This window comes from Hymenobacter cellulosilyticus, assembly GCF_022919215.1.
GTDB lineage: Bacteria > Bacteroidota > Bacteroidia > Cytophagales > Hymenobacteraceae > Hymenobacter > Hymenobacter cellulosilyticus.
Genome location: NZ_CP095046.1, coordinates 1,864,705 through 1,887,743 on the forward strand (window position 1 = coordinate 1,864,705; position 23,039 = coordinate 1,887,743).

At 62.8% G+C, this 23,039-nt stretch carries 21 protein-coding genes and 2 pseudogenes; 12 read left to right on the forward strand and 11 right to left on the reverse strand.

Going from position 1 to position 23,039, the window contains the following annotated elements:
* Nucleotides 1-134: 134 nt before the first annotated feature.
* From MUN79_RS09295 to MUN79_RS09325, 7 genes and pseudogenes are all read left to right on the forward strand, one after another.
* Complete coding sequence (locus tag MUN79_RS09295) at nt 135-2,270, forward strand: TonB-dependent receptor plug domain-containing protein (protein WP_244677404.1); 2,136 nt, start codon at nt 135-137, stop codon at nt 2,268-2,270.
* A 40-nt stretch (nt 2,271-2,310) separates the two neighbouring features.
* Complete coding sequence (locus MUN79_RS09300) at nt 2,311-2,949, forward strand: HmuY family protein (protein WP_244677405.1); 639 nt, start codon at nt 2,311-2,313, stop codon at nt 2,947-2,949.
* A 104-nt stretch (nt 2,950-3,053) separates the two neighbouring features.
* Nucleotides 3,054-3,896 carry a heme/hemin ABC transporter substrate-binding protein gene (locus MUN79_RS09305; RefSeq protein ID WP_244677406.1) on the forward strand — a complete coding sequence of 281 codons (843 nt, stop codon included), beginning with the start codon at nt 3,054-3,056 and terminating at the stop codon, nt 3,894-3,896.
* A 34-nt stretch (nt 3,897-3,930) separates the two neighbouring features.
* The gene (locus MUN79_RS09310; RefSeq protein WP_244677407.1) at nt 3,931-5,040 is read left to right on the forward strand and encodes a FecCD family ABC transporter permease; all 1,110 of its coding nucleotides are present in this window, start codon (nt 3,931-3,933) and stop codon (nt 5,038-5,040) included.
* A 41-nt stretch (nt 5,041-5,081) separates the two neighbouring features.
* A pseudogene (locus MUN79_RS09315) lies at nt 5,082-5,648 on the forward strand (ATP-binding cassette domain-containing protein); the annotation flags it as partial.
* A complete protein-coding gene (locus MUN79_RS09320; protein WP_244677409.1) occupies nt 5,624-5,860 on the forward strand; it encodes an ATP-binding cassette domain-containing protein in 237 nt (78 codons plus the stop codon). The pseudogene MUN79_RS09315 and the gene MUN79_RS09320, both read left to right, overlap by 25 nt.
* A 21-nt stretch (nt 5,861-5,881) precedes the next feature.
* Nucleotides 5,882-6,928, forward strand: coding sequence for a hemin-degrading factor (locus MUN79_RS09325; protein WP_244677410.1), 1,047 nt, complete (start codon nt 5,882-5,884; stop codon nt 6,926-6,928).
* Nucleotides 6,929-7,403: 475 nt separating this feature from the next.
* On the opposite strand, the gene MUN79_RS09330 is transcribed toward MUN79_RS09325, so the two are convergent.
* The 3 genes from MUN79_RS09330 to MUN79_RS29970 all read right to left on the reverse strand — a co-directional run bounded on the left by MUN79_RS09330 (nt 7,404) and on the right by MUN79_RS29970 (nt 9,614).
* Nucleotides 7,404-7,913, reverse strand: a complete 510-nt coding sequence (locus MUN79_RS09330) for an endonuclease V (RefSeq protein ID WP_244677411.1) — start codon at nt 7,911-7,913, stop codon at nt 7,404-7,406.
* 382 nt (nt 7,914-8,295) lie between these two features.
* Complete coding sequence (locus MUN79_RS09335; protein WP_244677412.1) at nt 8,296-8,721, reverse strand: hypothetical protein; 426 nt, start codon at nt 8,719-8,721, stop codon at nt 8,296-8,298.
* On the reverse strand, nt 8,640-9,614 hold the full coding sequence (locus MUN79_RS29970; RefSeq protein ID WP_262923018.1) for a glycosyltransferase family 87 protein: 975 nt from the start codon (nt 9,612-9,614) through the stop codon (nt 8,640-8,642). Before MUN79_RS29970 ends, MUN79_RS09335 begins: the two co-directional genes overlap by 82 nt.
* A gap of 24 nt (nt 9,615-9,638) precedes the next feature.
* On the opposite strand from MUN79_RS29970, the gene MUN79_RS09345 reads away from it, so the two are divergent.
* The 3 genes and pseudogenes from MUN79_RS09345 (at nt 9,639) to MUN79_RS09355 (ending at nt 10,906) form a co-directional block, all read left to right on the forward strand.
* On the forward strand, nt 9,639-10,109 hold the full coding sequence (locus MUN79_RS09345; RefSeq protein WP_244677414.1) for a hypothetical protein: 471 nt from the start codon (nt 9,639-9,641) through the stop codon (nt 10,107-10,109).
* Nucleotides 10,058-10,201 (forward strand): hypothetical protein, encoded by a 144-nt coding sequence (locus MUN79_RS09350; RefSeq protein WP_244677415.1) that lies wholly within the window; start codon nt 10,058-10,060, stop codon nt 10,199-10,201. Before MUN79_RS09345 ends, MUN79_RS09350 begins: the two co-directional genes overlap by 52 nt.
* Nucleotides 10,194-10,906, forward strand: a pseudogene (locus MUN79_RS09355) (DUF1990 domain-containing protein). Before MUN79_RS09350 ends, MUN79_RS09355 begins: the two are co-directional and overlap by 8 nt.
* Here MUN79_RS09355 and MUN79_RS09360 read toward each other — a convergent pair.
* The 5 genes from MUN79_RS09360 to MUN79_RS09380 form a co-directional block, all read right to left on the reverse strand.
* A complete protein-coding gene (locus MUN79_RS09360; protein WP_244677416.1) occupies nt 10,845-12,404 on the reverse strand; it encodes a glycosyltransferase family 39 protein in 1,560 nt (519 codons plus the stop codon). The pseudogene MUN79_RS09355 and the gene MUN79_RS09360 overlap by 62 nt on opposite strands.
* A gap of 220 nt (nt 12,405-12,624) precedes the next feature.
* Nucleotides 12,625-13,794, reverse strand: coding sequence for a PIG-L family deacetylase (locus tag MUN79_RS09365; protein ID WP_244677417.1), 1,170 nt, complete (start codon nt 13,792-13,794; stop codon nt 12,625-12,627).
* 384 nt (nt 13,795-14,178) lie between these two features.
* On the reverse strand, nt 14,179-14,697 hold the full coding sequence (locus MUN79_RS09370) for a hypothetical protein (RefSeq protein ID WP_244677418.1): 519 nt from the start codon (nt 14,695-14,697) through the stop codon (nt 14,179-14,181).
* A gap of 65 nt (nt 14,698-14,762) precedes the next feature.
* Nucleotides 14,763-16,316 carry a serine hydrolase gene (locus MUN79_RS09375; protein ID WP_244677419.1) on the reverse strand — a complete coding sequence of 518 codons (1,554 nt, stop codon included), beginning with the start codon at nt 16,314-16,316 and terminating at the stop codon, nt 14,763-14,765.
* 178 nt (nt 16,317-16,494) lie between these two features.
* Nucleotides 16,495-17,721 carry a pyridoxal phosphate-dependent aminotransferase gene (locus tag MUN79_RS09380; RefSeq protein WP_244677420.1) on the reverse strand — a complete coding sequence of 409 codons (1,227 nt, stop codon included), beginning with the start codon at nt 17,719-17,721 and terminating at the stop codon, nt 16,495-16,497.
* 193 nt (nt 17,722-17,914) lie between these two features.
* Here MUN79_RS09380 and MUN79_RS09385 point away from each other — a divergent pair, with 193 nt between their 5' ends.
* The gene (locus tag MUN79_RS09385) at nt 17,915-18,376 is read left to right on the forward strand and encodes a DinB family protein (protein WP_311136699.1); all 462 of its coding nucleotides are present in this window, start codon (nt 17,915-17,917) and stop codon (nt 18,374-18,376) included.
* 202 nt (nt 18,377-18,578) lie between these two features.
* Nucleotides 18,579-19,991, forward strand: coding sequence for a L,D-transpeptidase family protein (locus tag MUN79_RS09390; protein ID WP_244677421.1), 1,413 nt, complete (start codon nt 18,579-18,581; stop codon nt 19,989-19,991).
* Between the two features lie 320 nt (nt 19,992-20,311).
* Here MUN79_RS09390 and MUN79_RS09395 read toward each other — a convergent pair whose 3' ends face one another.
* Genes MUN79_RS09395 through MUN79_RS09405 form a run of 3 tightly spaced genes read right to left on the reverse strand, consistent with a single transcriptional unit; the run spans nt 20,312 to nt 22,816 of the window.
* Nucleotides 20,312-20,707, reverse strand: a complete 396-nt coding sequence (locus tag MUN79_RS09395) for a COG3415 family protein (protein ID WP_244677422.1) — start codon at nt 20,705-20,707, stop codon at nt 20,312-20,314.
* Between the two features lie 43 nt (nt 20,708-20,750).
* A complete protein-coding gene (locus MUN79_RS09400; protein WP_244677423.1) occupies nt 20,751-22,052 on the reverse strand; it encodes a sugar MFS transporter in 1,302 nt (433 codons plus the stop codon).
* A 50-nt stretch (nt 22,053-22,102) separates the two neighbouring features.
* A complete protein-coding gene (locus MUN79_RS09405; protein WP_244677424.1) occupies nt 22,103-22,816 on the reverse strand; it encodes a GDSL-type esterase/lipase family protein in 714 nt (237 codons plus the stop codon).
* Nucleotides 22,817-23,039 lie beyond the last annotated feature (223 nt).

Sequence of the window (23,039 nt, forward strand, 5' to 3'; positions counted from 1 at the left end):
GCAGGCTATTCGTAACGCTATACATTTGAGCGCTGTTTAGAATTTGTCTAAACAAAAAGAATGATTCGGGTAGGTTCTAAGCCGGTGGCTTTTCTAATAAATGCCGCCACCCAGCCTGCTGTGCTCTACTGTTTATGCGATACGCCGCCACCTTCTGCTTTCTGCTTGCTTGCCCGGCCCGGGCGTGGGCCCAGCAGCCTGGTCCCGCGCCAGCCGACAGCACCATGCGCCACCTGGCTTTGCGGGAGGTGGTGGTGACAGCCACGCGCACCGAGCGAAACCTGACCGAGGTGCCGATTCCAGTGACGGTGGTGGGGCAGGCCCAAATAAAGGCCATGGGGGCGCTGCGCCTGGGCGACGTGCTGGGCGAGCAAACCGGGCTAACCACCGTGAATGACCACGGCCAGGGCATTCAGCTGCAGGGCCTCAACCCCGAATACACCCTGATCCTGGTGGACGGGGAGCCCCTGATTGGGCGCACGGCCGGCACGCTGGAACTCTCGCGGGTAGCAGTGGGCAATATCGAACGGGTGGAGGTGGTGAAAGGGCCGGCTTCGGCTTTGTGGGGCTCTGAGGCGCTGGCCGGCGTGGTCAACATCATTACCGAAAAGCCCCAGCCCGGTACCCGCGGCAACGTGCGTCTGCGCTACGGCACCAACGGCACCCTGGACGCGGGCGGCACGCTCAACGCGAAAGGGGAGCGGGCTGGCCTAACCTTATTTGTGAACCGCTACAGCTCCCGGGGCTATACCCTGAGTGCCGGCAGCAACGGGCCCACGGTGCCGCCCTTCGCCAGCTACACGGCCCAAAGCCGGGTGAGCTACCAGCTCAGCCCAAAAACGACGCTGAGCGTGACGGGCCGGTACTTCACCGAAAGCCAGGCCAGTGAGCTGACTGTCACGGGTGAAACTGGCGGCCCGGCAGCCGTGCAGGCCCGCTCCCGACAGTACGACTACAACCTCTCGCCGGTACTCACTCACCGCTTCAGCGACCAGCTCCTGACCACGGCCCGGCTCTACCACAGCGGCTACCGGACCCGGGAAAAGTATACCTACCACCCCGACGGGCAGCTCTACGACGAATCGTACTTCCACCAGACCTTTACCCGGCCCGAGCTGCAGGCCGACTGGCAGCTTAAACCCAACCAAACCCTGACCGGCGGGGCGGGCTACCTGCTCGAAACGGTGGAAGCCACGCGCTACGAGCAGCGGCAGCAGCTACGCGCCCACTACGGGTACGGGCAGTACGACTGGCTGCTGACGCCACGCCTGAACCTGGTGCTCGGGGCCCGCTACGACGGACACAGTCAGTACGCCGGGCAGTTTAGTCCCAAGGTGTCGGGGCGCTACCAGGTGCGGCCGTGGCTGGCGGTGCGGGGCTCGGCGGGCCGGGGCTACCGGGCCCCCGATTTTCGCCAGCTCTACCTGAATTTTGCCAATCCGGTGGTGGGCTACAGCGTGTTTGGCACCAATCAGGTTCGGGCCAAAGTGGCGCAGCTCGCCGGGCAAGGCCAACTGGCTGTGGACGCCGAAACCGGGCAGCCAGTGGTGTACGAGGCAGTATTGGCCCAGGCCAGTGGCCTAACGGCCGAAAGCTCGTTGGCCTACAACCTGGGCTTGCAGCTGGACCCCAACGAGAAAACGCGCCTGACCGTCAATGCTTTCCGCAACGACCTGCGCAACCTGATTGAAACCGCGACGGTGGCCTTGAAAGCCAACGGGCAGGCCGTGTACTCTTACCGCAACGTGACGCGGGCCTACACCCAGGGCCTGGAAGCCGATGGCCGTTACCAACTCACACCCCAACTTACGCTCAGCGGTGGCTACCAGCTGCTGTTTGCCAAAGACAAGAGCGTAGTGGAGAAGCTGGCGGCCGGGGAGGTATTCCGCAAAGACCCGCAAACCCAGGAAACCCAGCGGGTAAAGCCCCAGGACTACGGCGGCCTGTATAACCGCTCCCGGCATTCCTTCAACGTCAAGGCCTTCTACGAAAACACCCGGGCGGGCTGGTCGGCCAGTGCGCGGGGGCTTTACCGGGGCCGCTACGGCTTCGGCGACCTGAACGGCAACACCATCCTGGACGCTGCCGGTGAGTACGTGCCCGGCTACTGGCTGCTGAACCTGGCCGCCACCAAAACCTTCCGGCAGCGCCTGAGACTGCAGGCCGGTATCGACAACGCGCTGAACTACACCAACCCGGCTTACATCAGCACATTGCCCGGCCGCCTGTATTACGCCAGCCTCGCGCTGGAGCTGGGCCGGCGCCCCTGAATGCGGCTTTTATTCCTGCTTTACCCCTTACTCAACTACCATGAATCACCTGTTTCTGCGGGCCGCCCTGGCCACTGTGGCTATTTCTACACTCGGCCTGACTTCCTGCAACGATGACGACGAGCAAGCCGAAGCGGCGGTAAAGCCCGCGCTGCAAGTGCAAGCCGTGAGCAGCCTGGCACCCCAGCCCGCTACTCCCACCAGCACCGGCCAGCCCGGCACGCCCCGGCACTACACCTTCTTCAGCCTGGCCGATGGCAAGGAAGTGCCCCACACCGACTCGGCCAGCACCAAGTGGGACCTGGCCTTCCGCGGCACGACCATCCTGACCAACGGCGGCAGCAGCGGCCCGGGCCAGGGCGGGGCTCAGGTGAAAAGCGGCCTGTTTGCGGAGCTGACCACGGCCCCCGAAACCGACTACGCCGTGGACGCGGCGGCTGCCAAGGCCATTCCCACCGGCTCGGGCAAGGGCTGGTACAACTACAACCCGACAACCCACGTGGTGTCGCCCATTGCCGGCAAAGTGCTGGTAATCCGGACCGCCGCCGGCAAGTACGCCAAGCTGGAGGTGACCAACTACTACAAAGGAGCCCCGGCCACGCCCACCGGCACCGAGCCCAGCGGCTACTACAGCTTCCGCTATGTGTACCAGCCCGACGGCAGCCGCAACCTGCAATAACCCGCATGAAGTCCAGCACGGGCCGCCTGATGGCTACTAGGTGAGGCGCGTTTCACCGGGTGGTTTGTTGCTGGCACTACTTTCTTTCCTTCTTTCTCCCTACCATGCTTTCCCGATTTTCAACTTTCTTCCGGGCCGCCCTCTTGCTGGGGCTTTTGCTGCTCAGCGGCCTGAGCCGCGCTGCCGCCCCGGTGCGCATTGTGTCCCTGAGTGGTACGGTGAGCGAAATTATCTGCGACCTGGGCCTGCAAAGTCAGCTGGTGGGCGTGGACGTGACCAGCACGTTTCCCGCCGCCCTGACCAAGCTGCCCAAGGTGGGCCACAACCGCAACATCTCGGCCGAAGGCGTGCTGGCCCTGAGCCCGACTATTGTGGTGGGCACCGTAGAGTCGCTGAAGCCTGAAGTGGCCAGTCAGCTCAAGTCGGCCGGTATTACAGTGCAGCTGTTCACCCAGGAATACTCGGTGGCGGGTACCAAAAAGCTGATTCAGCAGGTGGCCGCAGCTTTTCAGGCCTCGGCCAAGGCGCCGGCTTTGCTGCAAAAGCTCGACTCGGATTTGGCCAAAGCCCGCAAGCCCGCCAAGGCGCCGAAAGTGCTGTTCATCTACGCCCGCGGCACCGGCACCATGATGGTGGCCGGCCAGAATACGCCCCTGGAAAAGGTAATCGGGCTGGCTGGCGGGCAAAACGCGGCTACCGGCTTCTCCGACTTCAAACCCCTGACGGCCGAAGCCCTGGTAGCGGCCAACCCCGACGTGCTGTTGCTTTTCGACAGCGGCTTGCAAAGCCTGGGCGGCAAGGCGGGCCTGCTGCAAGTGCCCGGCGTGGCCCAAACCAATGCCGGCCGCACGGGCCGGGTAATCGAAATGGACGGGCAGCTGCTCTCGGGCTTCGGACCGCGCCTGGGCCAGGCCACCACGGAACTGGCTCAGCAGCTAAGCAAGTAGCCCGACTTTCTTCAACCACCACCTAGCCTTCTCTATGCCTGCTGTAGCCGAACGTCCTGTTTCTACTACCACGCCTGCTCTGCCGGCCTCAAACCGCCCCGAGCTGCGGCAGCGACTGGTGCTGCCGGTATTGGCTTTGCTGCTCATCGGGGTGGTGCTGGTGAGTGCCGGGGCGGGGGCCATGCGCGTGCCCGTGCCAGCGGTGCTGGGCATTCTGCTGCACAAGGCTGGGCTAAGCACCGGGCTAGCCTTCGAGCCCCAGCAGGAAGCCGTGCTTTGGGTAATCCGACTGCCGCGGGTGTGCCTGGGCGTGCTTATCGGGGCGGCGCTGGGGCTGGCAGGGGCGGCCATGCAGGGCTTGTTTCGCAACCCGCTGGCCGACCCGGGCCTGATTGGTATATCGGCCGGGGCCTCGTTGGCGGCCGTTACCACCATTGTGCTGGAGGTAACGCTGCTCTCGGCCCTGCGCGAGTGGCTGGGGTTTTACGCCCTGGCCGTGGCGGCTTTCGTAGGCGCCTGCGGTACGACGGTGCTGGTCTACAACCTCTCGAAGGAAGGCGGCCGGGCCGTGGTAGCTACTATGCTGCTGGCCGGCATTGCCATCAACGCCCTGGCCGGGGCCCTCACCGGCCTGCTCACCTACGCGGCCACCGACGAGCAGCTGCGCAGCATCACGTTCTGGGGCCTGGGTAGCCTGGGTGGAGCTTCCTGGCCTACGGTGCTGGGTGTTTTGCCGCTGCTGGCCTTGCCCATTCTGCTGCTGCCCCGGCTGGGTAAGTCGCTGAACCTGCTGGCTCTGGGCGAGGAGCAGGCGGCCCACCTCGGGCTGCCCGTCACGCGCCTGAAACGGCAGCTGATTGTGCTGGCGACGCTGGCCGTGGGCACGTCGGTGGCGGTGGCCGGGGCCATTGGATTTCTGGGCCTGGTGGTGCCCCACCTGGTGCGCCTGGCCGCCGGGCCCGACCACCGCATGGTGCTGCCGGGCGCGGCCTTGGGCGGGGCCCTGGTGCTGACCCTGGCCGATATGCTGGCCCGCACGGTGGTAGCCCCGGCCGAACTGCCCATTGGTATTCTCACTGCCTTGCTCGGTACGCCGGTTTTCCTCTGGATTCTGCTGCGCGAAAAACAGCAGCGCCTGGCCTAAGCTTCCTTTCCATGTTCGACATTCAACACCTGAGCTACCACGCCGGCCGCAAAGCCCTGCTGCGCGACGTGTCCTTGCAGGCCCGCCCGGGCGAGCTGCTGGCTATTGTGGGGGCCAACGGCGCGGGCAAATCTACGCTGCTGCGGTTGCTCAGCGGTGATTTGACGCCCAGCGGCGGGCAGGTGCAGTTTGAGGGGCAGCCCCTGAGTAGTATTCCGGCTCCTATGCTGGCCCGGCGCCGCGCCGTGCTTACCCAGCAGCACAGCCTGTCGTTGGCTTTTCGGGTGCGGGAGCTGGTGCTGATGGGCCGCTACCCGTACTTCCAGGGCCAGCCCAGCGCCCACGACCACGCTATTGTGGCCGAGGCCCTGGCGACGGTGGGCCTCAGTGCCCTGGCCGAGCGCAGCTACCCCACGCTCTCGGGCGGGGAGCAGCAGCGGACCCAGCTGGCACGAATCCTGGCCCAGGTGTGGGAGGCAAAGCGCGGCTTTCTGCTACTCGACGAGCCCCTGACCGGCCTCGACCTCAACCACCAGCACCACACCCTCGACGTAGCTCGCACGCTGGTGCAGCGCGGCTTCGGGTGGTGGCCGTCCTCCACGATTTAAACCTGGCCGCCCAGTATGCCGACCAGGTACTGCTGCTCCACCAGGGCGGCGTGGTAGCCAGTGGGGCGCCGGTGGCCGTACTCACTTCAGCCCATATCGAGCAGGCCTTTGGCATTGCCGTAGAGCTGCTGCCGCACCCCAGCCTGAGTTGCCCGCTTATCGTGCCCCGGCCCCGGGCGTTAACCCGTTCCGAGGCGCATTTCTCCTTGTAAAACCCCTTTCTCCTTCTGCGTATGTCCGTTACCGATCTGCCCACCAGCGTGGCTACCCTCGCTGAGCGTTGGGCCCAGTTCAAGCTTGACAACCCCAAAAGCCGCATCCGTGACGCGGCCCGGCACCTGGAAACCAGTGAAGCCGAACTGCTGGCTACGCAGTGCAGCGGCCAGCCCAATGCTGCCGTGGTGCGCCTGACGGCCGACTTTGCGGCCCTGCTCGGCCAGATACCCACGCTGGGCCGGGTAATGGCCCTTACCCGCAACGACAGCGTGGTGCACGAGCGCAAAGGAACCTACGAAAAGGTGTCGGTGAAGGGGCCGATGGGGCTGGTGCTGGGCGAGGACATCGACCTGCGCCTGTTCATCACGCACTGGCATTTCGGCTTTGCCGTGAACGAGAATGAGCGCCGCAGCCTGCAGTTTTTTGCCCAGGATGGGGAAGCAGTGCACAAAATCTACCTGACCGAGGACAGCAACGCGGGAGCTTACGAGGAGCTGGTTAGCCGGTTTCGGGCGGCCGACCAAAGCCCCGCGCTGGCTACCCTGCCCACCCCGACTGGAGCCGCCGACACGCCCGATGCGGACATCGACGTAACTGGCTTTCGGGACGCTTGGCGCGCCCTGACCGATACCCACGATTTTTTCGGACTGCTGCGCACCTATGGGGTGAGCCGCACCCAGGCCCTGCGCCTGGGCCCGCCCGAGTTGGTGCAACGCCTCGACAACCGGGCCATCGTGCGCGGCCTGGAAGCCGCCGCTACCAGCGGATTGAGCATCATGCTGTTTGTGGCCAGCCGCGGCTGCATCCAGATTCATACCGGGCCGGTGCAGCACCTGGTAATGGCCGGGCCCTGGTACAACGTGCTGGACCCCGACTTCAACCTCCACCTCAAGCTGGGCGACGTGGCCGAAACCTGGCTGGTAAAAAAGCCCACGACCGAGGGCCTGGTGCACTCCATGGAACTCTACGATGCCCAGGGACGCAACTTGCTGCTGTTCTTCGGCAAGCGCAAACCCGGTATTCCCGAGCAGGACGCCTGGCGGGAGCTGGTAACCAGCCTGTAGCAGGACTTAACTTATAGAGTGGCGTGACTTATCCGACAGTGCATAGTCAAGTGTAGCGTGATTAGCGAGGCGAATAAAGCCCGTTTGGCAAGCCGCCAAACGGGCTTTTTGCTGCCCGCCAAACCATTTGGGTCCGTCGCTCGGTCCGGCTCTGGCTTTTACCTGTGGTGAATAAGACGCTGTTTTCCCGAAGGCCCGCCACAGTCGTGACAGATACCCCTGGCTTTTCCCGAGTGCCCATCACAGTCGTGACGGATACTCCCGGCTTTTCATGAGTGCCTGTCACGACTGTGATGGACACTCCCGGCTTTTCATGAGTACCTGTCATAGTCGTGACAAGCATTTCGGCCTTTTCCCGAAGGTCTGTCACGACTGTGACCAATATCCGCAGTTGTTGGGGAGTGCATGCCCCAGGTTCTGCGGCTACCTGCAAGCGTGTGTGGGAGCCTGCTTTGGCTGTGGCAAGGGAGGGGGCTTAGCGCAGCTCCTTCTTAAATTCCTCAGCCCAGTGGTCGGCCAGGCGGGTGGGCTCGGGCAGCTTGTAGCCGCGCAGGCAAGCCAGCGTCAGGCGGGTGGCGGTGGCCTGGTCGCAGCGGTGGCCGGGGCTCACGAACAGGGGCAGGACCTTGTCCTTGGAGCGGATAACTTCACCCAATAGGTCCCCGCTTTTGTCGGTAAGCGGGTTGATGCTACCCTTGGCAATATCCGGCTCGGTAAAGGAGCCGGTCAGTTTTTGCTTGGCCACCCCAAAGCTGGGCATGTCCAGCATAACGCCGATGTGGGCCGCAATACCCATGCGGCGCGGGTGGGCAATGCCATGCCCGTCGACCATGATGATATCGGGCTTCTGCTGGAGCTTTTCGTAGGCTTTCAACACGTTGGGCGCCTCCCGAAAGGAGAGGAAGCCCGGCACGTAGGGCACCTCTACCGGCCCGGTGTGATATACCTTCTCTACCAGCTCCAGGGACGGAAATCGCAGCACCACGAACACCGACAGAATGGTTTCGGGGTTGGAAACGATGAGTCGCAGCCGGCAATAAACGCGGGCTCGTGTGACAGAGGCAGCAGGCGCACGTGAGTCCGCAGTTCCTGCTGGGTCTGGGTTAGCTCGCGCACAAGCTGGGGGTCGGCGGGCGGGTGGTAGGGCGGTACAAGGGCGAGATGGTGAAATGGTGAAGTGGTGAGTTGTCGGGCGGAGGATTTTTGGCGCATCAAAAAGCCCCGCCAGCTGCTATACGGCAGGGACGGGGCTTTGGCAATGCGTGAGAGGGAAGCAGTAGCGCGAACTTTGTAGTTCGCGGGCCTGAACGACAATCGTTGTAGAGGCGCGGGCCACGCGAACTACAAAGCTCGCGCTACTGGTCGTTCTATTGAATAGCGGCTTGGGCAGCTTGGGCTTCCTGTTCATTGGCTTCGGCCGAGGCGGCCAGCCGCTCGCGCCAGCGGGGGTAGAACAACAGCTGGCCCTGAATAACAAACCAGGCCAGGATCATGGGCACGGCCTTGATTTTGTAGGCATCGAAGAACCCGTCGCGGATGAAGTGGGGGTAAATATCCGTGGCCGATAACGAGGTGAACAGGGCCACCAAAATGAACAGCGGCCAGGCCAGCGGGGTGCTGCGGCGGTAGTGCATAAACCACAGCACGAAGCCCACCACCGGAATAATAAAGGTGGGCGACTCGGCCATCTGGTTAAATATTACCACGAAAATCAGGATGGACGACACGTAGAGGCGGCGGTAGTGCGTCTCGCCCCAGCGGTGCCAGTAGCCCAGGGGCAGCAGCAGCGCCACCAGTCCGGCCAGCTGCACCGCCCCTTCGACACATGCAGGCCAAACCAGGTGTCGAGCACGCCCATCAGGGAGAGCTGCACACCCGTAGCCGAGGCCCGCACGATGTCGTACCAGGCCACGTAAATCATCTGAAACTCGGGCCAGCTCACTACCAGCAGCGGCGTGAAGCCCAGCACCACAACCCAAAGCGCGGCCCAGAGGCTGTTGCGGAAAAAGCCGGGATAAAACAGAAACAGCAGCCCAATTCCGATGCCGTATACCTTGATCAGGAAGGCCAGGGCCAGGCACAGTCCGGCCCACATCGGCTTGCGGTTTTCCAGGTTGAGGTAGGTCCACAGCATCAGGCCTACGAGCAGACAGTTGGCCTGGCTGTTGTGCAAAGCCGTCATGACATCAATGAACACGACCAGCAGAAACAGCAGCTGCCGGCGTACCTCCGGAAACAAGCGGCGCCCGGCGGTGTAGAGCATCGTGTTGTTGAGCACGTTCCAGAGCAGCAGCCCCAGCCAGTTGGGCATCCAGGCAAACAGACCCATAAACAGGGCAAACACCGGACTGTACTTGTAGGTATCGTAGTAGTACTCGGGTATTCCAGGTACAGGTTCTTGCCTGCTATCAGGTTGAAAAACGGCTTGACGAAGATCAGGTAGTTGTTGATCGTGCCCTTGAAGTAGTGCTGAAAGCTGACCAGCACGGTCAGCACCGCGTAGAGGGCCACCACAAAGCGGGTCGAGAGCAAAAACTGAGTAAGCCGGGAAGTGCGCATGCGGCAGAAGGGCAGAGCTGGTGAGGTGGCCGCAAAAGTAGTGGGAAATGCCGGGGCTCCCGCCGCAAGCACCAAAACCCAACCCCGGCCCACGGCCCCGCGTTATGGCAGGGGCCGCGGGTTTCACGTATTCCGCGGCCCGGCATTCGTCATGAAAAAACCTGCGCAACCCGCCAGCACCGGCTCCGGCCCCTTGTTTGAGCGGCGCTACTACATCGATATTGAGAAGCCTGCCCTCACTGCCGGGCAGCTTATGGAAGCCATTCAGAACAACATTGCCCACTACTCGCCCGACCTGCTGGCTCAGTTTGAGAAAGTAAAAGGCCAGGAGCAGGGCCTGCGCAAGGGCGACGAGTTTTCCATCAAGATTCTGGGTCCCTGGAACGGCTCGGTGCGCGTCACGGAAGTAACCGAGGACTGCTTCGAGTTTCTGACCCTGGAAAACCACCCGAGGCGGGCCGCATCAAGTTTTCGGTCGAGCCGCTGGGCAAGGACGCGCTGCGCTTCGAAATTCACTCCTGGGCCCGCTCCCGCGACGGACTCGTGGCCTTTACCTACGACACGCTGGGCATGGGCAAGCAGGTGCAGCAGCAAACCTGGGAGCTGTTTTGCCAGAAAGTAGCCCAGGCCAGCGGGGGCCACGCCCGCGGCCCGGTGCAGGTCGAAACCATTGAGCACGACAAAGACTCCGCCGAAGCCCAAGCCCATGCCTAATTCAGCTGCCACCAACACGCCGCCGCTGTGGGAAGTGCAGCGGGCCCGGCTCGAATCCTTTAGCAAGGCCCAGGTCAACTTCGACTTGGAGCGCACGGCCGAGTACACCGCCGACAACGGCTGGCGCATCGATGACTACGAAACCGAACTGCCAGCCGAGCAGCCCGGGCCACCGGCCGAGCACGGGTCCTGGCGGGCGGCCCAGCAGGTGCTGCGCAACTACACCTTTCCACCCTCCGACCTGATTACCGGCATCTTCGTGCCCGACACGCCCCTGGAAAACCGGACCATGGTGCTGCGGGGGCAGTTTTTGATTTTCACCTTCTGGTTTGGGGTGCGCGTTGGCGGCGTAACCGACGAAACCCGCACCCTGCCCGACGGCACCCAGGAGCAGGTGTGGGGCTACAACTACTACACCCTCGAAGGCCACTTCGAGCGGGGCAGATTGAGTTTACCATCCACAAAAACCTGGCTACCGGGCGAGTCGTGTTTCACATTCACGCCTTTTCCCAGGTGGGCCGCATCCGCAACCCGTTCTACTGGCTGGGCTTTAAGCTGTTTGGCCGAATGCTGCAGCGCCGCTTCTCCCACGAGTCGATGCGGCGGCTGCGGGAGCAGGTGGTGGAAATGCTCGAAACCGGCGCTACGGTAAACCGCGCATCCGACGCTGCTCGTCCTGTACCTGCTGCCGCACTTCCTCGATAATGGCCGAGTCGGGCTGGCGTAGTACATACACGGCGGTGCCCTTTTCGCGGGCCAAAGGGTTCTGGACCTTCCCTACCAGCGTGCTGGAGGCAAAGTGCACGGCATCATCGGCCTCCAGCGGGTCTTCGGTCACCAGCATCACCACCTGCACGTTTTCCAGGCTGGGAAACCAGTAGGCGTAGTCGGCGTTGTACGACACGGCGGCGGGCATACGGCCGTGGTTGTAAAAGTTCAGGGCTCCGGCTTCCCCATAGTTGTCGGTAATAATGAGCAGGTGCTGCTGCTCGGTGGGCGTGAGCTGCTGGTAGCCTTGCCGGGCCAGATTGGCCATTTCCCGCCAGCTGATCATGTCGGCAAAATCCTGGGGTAGGGCGTGGTTCTTGCCGTCTTCCCAGCGCAGCAGCCCGATTTTTTCGTAGGCGGCGGGGTTTTGCCGGATCTGCTCGGGCGTTTTGAGCGGGAAAGCCAGCCAGAGCAGAGGCAGAAACAGCAGGGCCAGCAGCACCAGCATTACCGGGCGCAGGTAGCGTTTCCAGCCGTATTGCAGCACATGTTCCAGGTACACACTGCCGATGGCCAGCAGAATCGGGTAGAGGCCAATGGCGTAGTAACCCTTGGCTTGCATGGCCACAAACAGCAGCAAAGAAAACAGGACTGCCAGCCCCACAAACCGGTAGGGCCGCAGCGGCCGGTAGCGCACCAGCCCCACTGCCGCCGCCCCCAGCACGACCAGGCTATTGAGGAAAAACAGCAGCTGCTCCTTGAGAAAATCGGCCCGGTCTACGTGCACCAGCTGGCTTTTCTGCAGCTCCTGCATGTGCCAGAGCACCGGCCAGTGGTGCTGATACTGCCAGAGCAGGTTGGGCAAGAACACCTGCAGGGCCACCAGCGCTGCCAAATAAGTGTGGGGCTGCCATAGCAGGCGGCGCGCGGGCGTCAGCAGCAGCGCGGGCACCACGCCGGCGGCCCAGAACACGAGGTTGTACTTGTTGAGCATGCCCAGGCCCACGGCCACGCCCAGGCCCACGGCCCAGCGCCCTTGCCCGCCCCGCACCAGTCGCAGCAGGCAGTAGTAGGCCGAAGTCCAAGCCAGCACGTCGAAAGAATTGGGCTGAAACAGCTGGTTGAGCCGCAAAATGGCCGAGAGCAGCACGGCGCTGACGGCCAGAATCTTAGCATAGAGGCCGCCGCCCAGCTCGTGCACCGCCGCCCACACCACGCTCATGGTCAGGGCGCCAAACAAAGCCGGAAAAAACCGCACCCAGAACTCGGAGTTGCCCAGCAACTGAATCAGGCGGGCTACCCAGGCCGTCAGGGGCGGCACCGACACGTAGCCGGCCGCCAGGTGGTTGGCCTGGTCCAGGTGCAGAAATTCGTCGCGGTGCAGCTCATACACGGGGTGAATAACCAAGTACTGCAGCACTAGCTTAATGACCACAAAAATCAGAAGCCAGCCCAGGTACTGACGGGCGGCGGGAGCGGGAAGGGAGGCGAGCATCACGCAGAAAGTAGTAGCCGGGCGGGGTGCCGGGGCCGTAGGCGGGCCAAGATAAGCACCGGCGGCGGCCTGCCTTTCCTTCTTTTCGTTCATGCCCTAACCCGACTGCGAGAGAAATACCGGTTCGTACCCGGACAACGCTTTAGAAAAGAAAGGGTAATAAACCCGAAGCCCGTCCCTGGTCAGCAGGGGCGGGCTCCGGGCGTTGTGGGCAAGGTCGCTAGGCGTTGGCGTGGCGCAGCACGGGCGTGGCTACCGGGGCGTAGCGGCGCTTCATGACCAGCAGGCCCAGAAAGAAGCCTCCCAGCAGCAGCGAGGCATAAATAGCCAGGTGCATGTTGTTGAAATGCCGCTTGTGGTAGGATATAAGCTCACTGGCCCGGTCGAAAGCCTGCATCACCATGTTCTGGTCGGCGTCGGAGTGGCCCGGTAGTGCTATGTACTCGAGCGAAAAGGAACTGGCCGTGCCCTGGGTCACGGGTATTCCGTCGAAGGAAGGAAGGCCGCTGGCTTGCAGACTTCCGGGGTCGAAGTAGAGCCGGTAGTAGTTTTTGCCGATGAAGCCTTTGTGCCAGTATTCCCAGGTGTTTTCGTAGCCGGCCTCGGTGGAGGCGCTGGCAGCCAGGGCAAACAGGGCCGACTCGTTGAGCTTTTCCTCTTCCGTCAGGTTTTCCGGATACAGGCCGGTGGCATACCCTTGAAACAGCTTGATTCGGGCCTTCAGGCCGTGGCAGGCTTCTACCGCAATACTGCCGGCATTGCGGTGGTCGGGGTGGTCCTCGGGGTTGTAGCGCACGTCTGGGTCCAGGGCGTTGAGGCGAAAGTTGCGGGCCCCGTGGCTTTCCGCTACGATAATAGCCCGCACGGTTGCCTGCAGATCAGCCCAGTTGGTGTAGGTGGTGGTCCCGTCGATGGTGCGCAGGGGCAGGGGGCGCCTGTGAAACTGGTCCAGGTAAGTAATGCTCTGCCAGTTGGCCACGTCGGGCAGGCGCAAAAAGTAGTGCACGGCATTCTTGTAGCCATAGCGTGTGACGCGGTGCTGGTTGATGAGGACCGACTCGCTCGGGTGCAGGGAGTTCAGCCTGGAGCTGTCCGACTGCGCCAGGTTGGAGGCAAAGCTGGTGGAGCGCAGCGCCCCATTTTCCCGGGCCAGATACAGCGGCATCGTGCCCTGTCCGCCTTCCCGCAGGTCCTGGTCGCCGGAAGTCAGGTAAATGAACACCACCCGGGTATCCGGACTCGTGAGGTCCTGGTAGGCGTCGGGGTTCATAAAGAGCTGCCAGTCGTCGGGGTGGCCGCTGACGTAGATGGCGGTGGTAGGAGTGGCGGCAGCAGCCTTGCCGATTAGCAGCAACAGCCCGAGTACCAGGTTCCGTAGCGTTTTCTGCATAAGCGTAGGAAAAAAGAGCAGAACGGTTGTATAAAAGAACTCGGCAACGGAGGCTAGGGAGCGGCTCTGAGTTTAAAGCTCGACAGAATAGGAAGCTGCCTGTTTTCTTATGCAGTATAATTAATCTTATTCTAATAAAAAATATAATAATACGTATTACATAGCGCTATGACGCTGCACTTCACACAACCCTTGTTTTTGGGCCCTGCTACCCTGTTGCATTTTGTGAACTTGTACCTTAACTGCGCCGATAAAAAAATGAAAGCGCCTGATCTTGAATAGGTTTGCTACTAGCCCAAGTGCTAGCGGCAGAAAGCGTTTCTTTCTGCCCCAAAGCCGGGCTGGCTACCGGCAGGAGGAAATCGGCGCCGCACTTACTGGGTTTTATTGAAGAGCGTAGCGCCCCTGAAAACTGCCTTCGACTGTGAAGCGGCGGCGCTTACCGCCGGCCCGGGCCTCGGCCTCGCAGAGCACGGCCCGGTAGGTGCCCCGAATCAAGTGGCGCTGGGCGTCGAGGGCCTGCACCTGCACCACGCCGTCGTTGAGGCCGCAAGCGGTAGAATACGCCGTGGTGGAGCCCTGCCGGTAAGAGGCGTCGCGCACGTGCCCGCTCAGAATTTCCTTAAACCGATACTGACCCGGGGCCAGAGGGAACTGGTCAATCAGAATAGTCAGGCCCTGGTCGTCGGGGCTGTCGGTGCGCACCAGGTTTAGGCTGAGTACTTTATTGACGCCGGTTGTTACTTCCAGGCGCGAAAAAGCCGTGTCGACGGCTACGGGCTGCCCGTTGAACTTAAGCGTCAGACTGGTACGAGTAGGAGAGGCCGGAGGTGTGGCCGGCTCTTGGGCCACGGCCAAACCGCCACCCAGCCCGAAAGTCAGGAAAAACAAACGCCACCGCATAGTACGCGCACTAAAGTTGGAAACCGGGTACCGCCCTACCCGTGGTCAAACCGCCGGAGGGCGCCTTACAAACGACTGAACAGGTAAGAATCGTACTCGATGAAGGGGTTGATGCGCATTTCGACGCTGGCCGCCTGCTGACCGTCCACTTTGAAGATGGCCGGAAAAATGCCGTAGCTCGGGTTGGAATAGGTAGCCCGGAACTCCTGCCCGTCCATGTAGTCGAGGGTAGCCGTCAGGTTGGGGTGGTTGGAAAAGCTCACCACCAGCTGCTTACCTTTTTTAGCAATGGTGATAGGGCCAAACAGCGGATGGGTAAACTGCCCGGTGTAAGCATCCAGCGTCAGCGGCAGCTTCTTTTTCTGATCCACGCGCTTTTGCAGCTTGGCTACGGCGGTGTAGGTTTCCCGGTCGCCGGTTTTGGCGCCCTGCAGGTACGCCGCGCTCCGGTTCACGTAGGGCACGCCCAGGTAGCTGTCCAGAATCTGGTAGCGCAGCGCCTCGAAGAAGCTTTGGTTGTCGTTGTTGGTCAGAATGGCAATACCGAGCTGCTCTTCGGGCACAAAGCACACGTTGCTCACTTGGCCCGTGGCCCCGCCCGTGTGCCAGAATACCTGGCTGCCAGCGTAGTCGGCCGTGAATACGCCCAGGCCGTAGGTCATGTAGTGGGTGGGCAGCATGCCCGACTTGCGGGTTGAGAGCAAGGTATTGGGGTCCCGGGTTTTGCGCAATGAGGCCCAGCTCATCAGCCGCTTGCCCTCGTACCGGCCACTGTCGAGCTGAAAGCGCAGCCACTTGGCCAGGTCCGTCACGTTGGAAACCATGCTGCCGCAGGGCCCGATGTTGTCGATATGGTCGAAGGGCATCAGGGCCAGGGGGCCGAAGGTGTTGGAGTAGGGCAGGGCAATGTTGGGCCGCTGCCCAAAGCCGGCGGTGCCGGTGTAGGTGCTGGTCATGCCCAGGGGCTGGAGCAGGTTTTGCTGCACGTAGTCGTCCCAGGTGGTGCCGCCGGTGGCTGCCGGAATCACCTGGCCCGCTGCCACGAAGCCGGCGTTGCAGTAGCCGTAGTCTTTGCGAAACTGCCCGTTGGGCTTAAGCAGGCGCATGCGGTTCACTACTTCGGCCCGGCTCAGGTCGGAGTCCCAGAAGGTGAAGTCGCCTTGGAAAGTCTTGGTGCCGAAGTGGTGGCCCATCAGGTCGCGCACGGTCACCAGGCGGGTCGAGACGGAATCGTAGAGGCGGAAGCCGGGCAGGTACTTGGTGACCCGGTCATCGAGGGAAAGTTTCTTGTCGTCTTCGAGCTTGGCCAGGGCCGTACCAGTGAACAGCTTGGTATTGGAGGCAATCATGAACAGCGTGTTGGCGTCCACGGGCTCGGGTTTGCCCACAGCCCGTACGCCGTAGCCCTTGCTGACCACCACCTGGCCGTTTTTTACCACTACCACGGCCAAGCCCGGAATCTGCCACTGCCGCATGCCCCGCTCGATGTAGCGGTCCAGGCTGTCGGTCATGAAGCGGCTGGGCGTGCGCTGCTGAGCCGTAGCCGCTGGAGCACCGCCCGTTAGCAGGCTTAGGGACAGGGCGGAAAGGGCAGTCAGGCGGGAAAAAAGCGTAGGCATAGAGGGAAGAGCGAAAAAGAAAAAAGCGGCCGGGCCGGTACCAGTTCTTGAAATTGGCACTATAAAACGACAAAACCGCCTCTATCCGGGATAGAAGCGGTTTTATTTTGAGTGCTGCTCACCGGCCGCCGTTACCGATGACCGAGTTGATGCCCGCGCCGGGAAGCTGGGAAGTGTGTCAATTATGGTCCAGGGCGGCTTCGGGCACGGCTATTTCCCGGCCCGGATATACCAGCAGAGCTTGCTCCAGGCAGGTCAGGGCCCGGTCCAGGTGGGTGCAGTTGAGCACGTAAGCCATGCGCACCTGCTGCTTGCCCAGGTTCTTGGTGGCGTAAAAGCCGCTGGCCGGCGTGAGCATCACCGTTTCATTTTCGTAGGAAAACGATTCGAGCAGCCACTGGCAGAACGTGTCGCAGTCGTCGACAGGCAGGTGGGCCATGACGTAGAACGCGCCGCCGGGCACGGGGCACTCCACGCCGGGCATGGCCCGCAGGCGCTGCACCATCAGGTCGCGGCGGTTGAGGTACTCGGCCTTGGTTTGGTCGAAATAGGTGTCGGGCAGTTCGGAGGCGGCCTCGGCCAGCACCTGGGCCAGGCCCGGCGGACTTATCCGCATCTGGGCAAACTTGAAGGCGGTTTGCTGCAGGGCCTTATTCTTGGTCACGAAAGCGCCAATGCGCGCCCCGCAGGCACTGTAGCGCTTGGAAATGGTGTCGAGCACCACGATATGGTCGTCGGCGCCCTCCAGGTGCATGGCGCTGACGTACTCCCGGTCGTAGCAAAACTCCCGGTAGGCTTCGTCGCTGAACAGGTATAGGTCGTGGCGCACGCACAGGTCCTTGAGCTGCTCGAGTTCCTGGCGGCTGTACACGTAGCCAGTCGGGTTGTTGGGCGTACACAGCAGCAGGGCCTTGCTGCGGGGCGTGATGCGGCGCTCAAACTCCTCGATGGGCGGCAGGGCAAAGCCGTCGGCTATGGATGAGGTAACGGGCACGATGCGTACGTCGGCAGCCACGGCAAAAGCGGTGTAGGCCCCGTAGAACGGCTCGGGAATGATGAGCTCGTCGCCGGGGTTGAGGCAGCTCATCAGGGCAAAGAAAATGGCCTCGCTGCCGCCCGCCGTCACCAGAATATCTTCGACCCCGACCTGGATGCCCACGCGCTGGTAGTAGTCGGCCAGCTTGCGGCGGTAGCTCAGGTAGCCCGCCGTGGGACTGTATTCCAGCACCCGGATGTCGGCCTGCTGCACGGCGGCCATCATTGTGGGCGGGGTTTCAATGTCGGGCTGACCGATGTTGAGATGATGCACGCGCACGCCGCGCTGCTTGGCGGCCTCGGCAAAAGGAGTGAGCCGGCGGTACGGCGACAACGGCATAGCGTGGCCACGCTGCGAGACTTCCAACATGGGCAAAAGGTAAGCACCAACCAAAAACAGGAAGGGTTGGGCGGTGAAGAAAAGCGTTCCGAATCAGCAAAAAGCAAACAATTACGCGTTCTAACAAGAATATCCTTTCGCGGTTAGCAAGCTATGTCCTCAACCAACCCTCTGGAAGTCTGGCTCCGGGGCCCCTGCCCGACGTGCCCCGCTGCTACAGCCCGTGGCCCACGCCCTGCTGCAGGCCCGCGAAGAGCTCAATACTTTGCTGATTGACTTTCCCGCTGGCCTGCTCTGGCAGCGTCCGGGCGGAGTGGCTTCGGTGGGGTTTCACCTGCAGCACCTGAGCGGCGTGCTCGACCGGCTGCTAACCTACGCCCGCGGCGAGGCTCTGACGCCGGCGCAGCTGCTAGCCCTGGAGCAGGAAGGTCAGCCTGCCACCCCTAATACAACTGCCGCCGACCTAGTAACAGCCTTCAACCAGCAGGTAGACAAAGCTCTGGCGCAGCTCATTGCCACGCCGGAAGCTGCGCTGACCCAGGCGTGCGGCGTGGGCCGGGCCCAGCTGCCGTCTACCGTGCTGGGCCTGTTGGTGCACGCCGCCGAGCACACCATGCGCCATTTGGGCCAACTGCTGGTTACAGCCCGGGTGTTGCAGGCGCAGGCCGGTAATACTCCCGAATAAGGCTTGACTGTCAGGGTTTTGTTGCGTATCTTACGTAGAGCCGGCTAGCTGCTTCACGGCTCAGGACGACGTTGTTACCGCGCTTGTAGCCTGTACGCTTTACCCGCCCGGCATTATCCACCTTCTGGCCATACTTCCGATGCTGCATGGACAAAGAAGTTGTGTGCCGTCTGCCTTGCTGGGCTTGCTTCTGGCCAGCTGCGTGCTTTTACAGCCCCTCGGCAGCGTGGCGGCCCGTGGTGGCAAGCCGGGCCGGGCCGCTACCGACAGCCCCTCGGCGGGGCTTTACCTGCGGGTTCTGCTCGATACGGCTGCTCTGGGCGCTTTGGCTACCTATGACCGGCTGGGGCTGCAGGCGGGGGCCGTAGTTCAAAGTTTTTACGCCCGGCGCAGTTTCGAGCCTGCCTGGACGGAACACGCCACCGGCTGGACAGCCCCGGCCCAGGAGGCGGTGCAGCTAGTGGGTCGGGCCCGGGAGTTTGGCCTAAGTCCGGCGGTCTATGGTTACCGGCAGCTGGCCACCCTGCCCGATTCGCTGGCTACGGCGCCCACCGCCGACGCCCGGAGTCGGCAACTGGCTACCTACGAGCTGCGCCTTACCGACGCCTTGCTGCGCTACGCGGCCCACTTGCGTACCGGCCAGCTCGACGCCCAGACCCTGCAGCCTGCGTCCCTGACGGGCGAAACGGCCCAGCAGGCTACCGTCGCCCTGGAGCAGGCTCTGGCCGCGGCGGCGCTTGGGCCCAGCCTGCTGCAGTGCCAGCCCGCCGGCGTCTTGTACCACCAAGTGCAGCAGGCCTGGAGCCGTCAGCTGGCGGCCGACACGCTGCACCGGGCCGGCAACGAGGCTGATTTCCGCCGGGTCGCGGTGAACCTGGAGCGGCTGCGCTTGGAAACGTCAGTTGCCGATACGGGCGAGGTGGCTCTGGTCAATATTCCGGCGTTTCGGCTCCAGATATTAAAGGCTGGCCGGGTAGTGCAAAGCCACCGCGTGGTGGTGGGCAAGCCCGAAACGCCCACGCCCACGCTCACCAGCCGGCTTATCGTGTTTGTTACGGCTCCCGACTGGCGCGTGCCCTACAGCATTGCCGTGCAGGAAATGCTGCCCCAGCTGCGGGACGACCCCGGCTTCCTCTACGACAACCACTACCGCCTCTACGACTACCGCAACCGGCTGGTAAACCCCTGGCACGTGCGTTGGAGCAAAGTGACGCCCGAGGCATTCCCTTACACTGTTCGGCAAACCGCCGGGCGGCACAATGCCTTGGGCAACATCGTGTTTTACTTCGCCAATCAGCACGCCGTATTCCTGCACGATACCCCGGCGCGCAGCCTGTTTCAACGGCCGCAGCGGGCCCTGAGTCACGGCTGCGTGCGGGTGGAAAAGCCATTGGCCTTGGCCACGTATCTGCTGCGGCGCGAAAACCAGCAGGCGGCCCTGCCGAGCGTGCACCGCAGCATTGCCCAACGCGAGAAGTGCCGCTTCGACCTGGCCCAGGGCCTGCCCTTGCAGATTCGCTACTACACCTGCCAGGCCGACAACGGCCGCCTGCAGTTTTATGCCGACGTGTACTGCCAGGATGAGCCGCTGCTGGCCGCTTTGTTTGGCCGCTAAAGTCGGGTTTTAAGCTCTTCGTTGCCGGTTGGTACCGGATAAGCCGGGGTTGGTGTAATAAACTTCAAAAGCGCTACGCAGCCTGCTACCTTTCCCCAGACAATTGAACTCCAGAGTACTGCTAGGGACTAGGCTGAACTGCTTGGCCGGTGCCCCGCCCAGTACCTAAAGTGGAGAAGGGATACAATTGGTTTGGAAGAGAATTAAAAAAGGGCACCTAGTAAGGTGCCCTTTTTTGTGGAATCAACAGGCGGGTGCGAGCCGCTACTGGCAGGCAACGGCCGTTGGTCCCGTTTGCCGAATCCGCTTCAGAGCCTTACTTACCGTGACGTAGCTGATGGAGGGCGCGTAGCCGGCCCCACCAGAAACTCAGCCAGCTGGCGCAAGCTCCAGGACGCGTGCGGCTCGTCGGCTACCAGATGAGTGAGGACGGCCTCCGCGGCGGGAGTAAGCTTGGTAGGCGCGCCGCCCTGCACCGAGGCTGCCAGGTAGGCGGTAAGACCCAGGCGGCGGTAGGCCCGGCGCATGGCGTACACCCGGTCTTCGGTGGTGCCCAGGTGCTGGGCGCAGGTAGCAGCCGAGTGGCCTGCGGCCCAGTACAGCAGTACCTGGGCCCGGTTGTGTTGCAGCGGCAGTAAGCCTTCTTGCCGCAGATAGTCGTCGAGCTGCTGGCGCTGCCGGGTGGTTAAATGGAGGGTCTGTCGTTGGCGCCCCATGATAGTATAAAGGATAAGGTTGATAAAAAACGAAGGCTTAGGATTACTGCGCCGGCTGCCGGACTACGTGGCCCTTCAAGCCGTACCAGAGGATGTAGAGGTAGCAGAGCACGGGCAGCAGAAAGGCCAGGCGCAGGGCATGCACCCCGCCGCCCCCGCTCTGGCTGTCGGCAAGCAGGCCGAAGAGCGGCGGAATCAGGGCCCCGCCCACGATGGCAGCCGAGAGCAGGCCCGAGGCATCCTCCGTGTGCCGCCCCAGCCCGGCCACGGCCAGCGTGAAGATGACTGGGAACATCACCGCATTCATCAAGCCCACGGCCAGCAAGCTCCACATGGCCACGGCCCCGCTGGTGTTGATGGAGAGGAGCACGAGCAGCACCGCGCCCACGGCCGTGACGGCCAGCACCCGCCCGGGCCGCACGGCCCGCAGCACAAAAATGCCGGCAAACCGCCCCAGCATGGCCGCCCCCCAGTAGAAGGCCACCTGCTCGCCCGCGTCACGGGCGGCCATGCCCATCACTTCGGGCTGACCCAGGTAGCTGACGATGTGCGAGCCAATGGCCACCTCGGCCCCCACGTAAGCAAAGATGCCCACCAGGCCCAGCACCAGGTGGCGGAAATGCCAGGCCCGCTGCGTGTCGCCGGCCGGGGCCGGGGCGTGGGCAATCTGGGGCAGCTTGAGGAAGGCCAGCAGCAGGCTAATGAGCACCAGCACGGCGGCAATGCCCAGGTAGAGGTACTGCACCGACGTGATGTCCAGGGCCGCCGTCTGGGCCGGGGTGAGCTGGCTCAGGTCGGGCAGGTGGGAAAGAATCAGGCGCGCGCCCAGCACGGGGGCAATGGTGGTAGCCAGCGAGTTGAAGGCCTGCGTGAGCGTGAGGCGGGAGGACGCCGTGTGCGGCGGGCCCAGGATGGCCACGTAGGGGTTGCCAGCCACCTGCAGGGTGACCACGCCGGTGGCCAGCACGAACAGGGCGCCCAGGAACAGGGCGAAGGTGCGGCTCTCGGCGGCGGGGAAGAACAGGCAGCAGCCGGCGGCGGCAATGAGGAAGCCCACGAGCATGCCGCCCTTGTAGCCCAGGCGCTTGACGAGCCAGCCGGCGGGCACGCCCATGACCAGATAGGCGCCGAAGAAGCAGAAGTTGACCAGGTTGACCTTGGCGTAGCTGAGCGTGAAGAGGCCCTTGAGGTAAGGAATCAGGATGTCATTGAGACAGGTGATAAAGCCCATCATGAAGAACAGCACCGTCAGCGAGGCCAGTGCCGACGTGTAGCGCGGCGTGGGCTGGTCGGTGCCAGTGGGGGCAGCACTAGCACTGGTGGAAGTAGGGGCAACAAGGGCCATACGGAGGCGAAAAAGGAAGTGGAAAGGAGAAAGTAGTCCGGGAAAGGCCGCTATTTACGTTTCAGGGCCTGGGCCACGGCCTGGTTGAGCAGGGGCTCCATCACGCGGTAGCCAGCCAGGTTGGGGTGCACGCCGTCTTCGCCGTACACCTTTTTCAGACCCCCTTGCTCATCGGTCATGGCCGAGTGGAAGTCGAGGTAGGTGAGGCGCTGCTGGTCGGCGTAAGCTTTGAGCTGCTGGTTCAGGGCCAGAATCTTGGAGGCCGGGTTCAGGCCTTTGCGCCACCAGAAGTCGGTGGCGGGCAGCACCGAGGCCAGCACCACCCGGATGCGGTGGGCCTGCGCCAGCTCGACCATGCTCATGATATTTTCCATGGTGCGCTTGGGCACGTAAGGGCCGCGGTTTTCGGCTATGTCGTTGGTGCCCACGATAAGGACCACTACGGCCGGCCGCAGATTCACCACATCCTGGCGAAAGCGCAGCAGAGTTTGGTCGGTGGCTTGTCCGCTGATGCCCCGGCCGATGTAGCCGTAGGGCTTGCCCTTGAAAAAGGCGGAATCTTCTTTCACCCAGCCCTCGGTAATAGAGTTGCCGATGATGACCACCCGGGCCGGACTAGCCGGCGGCGGGGGCAGCCGCTCGTTGGCGGCGGCGTAGCGCTGCAGGTTGGCGTAGTCGGTGGGGGCTGAGCGGCCTGCTGGCCCAAAGCTACCACCGGAACCAGCAGGCCCGCGGTCAGCAGCAGGCGGCGCGCCAGGGCCCAAGCCGGAGTCGTACGTTTTCGAAGTGAGTTCATGCCTGATATAACCGGAAAAGTGCGCAATCGGGCTGCCGTTTGAAGAACCAAAGGCATGCTGGGTGAAAAAAGGCGCTACAATCGGCAGGGAGAGAAGAGGCGGGTTTCACCTCGGTTTCGGAGCCACTGGTTGCGGCTGTGCCGTGGCTGGGCAGTTACCCCTTACGGAGCCCGCCCAGCCACGGCACAGC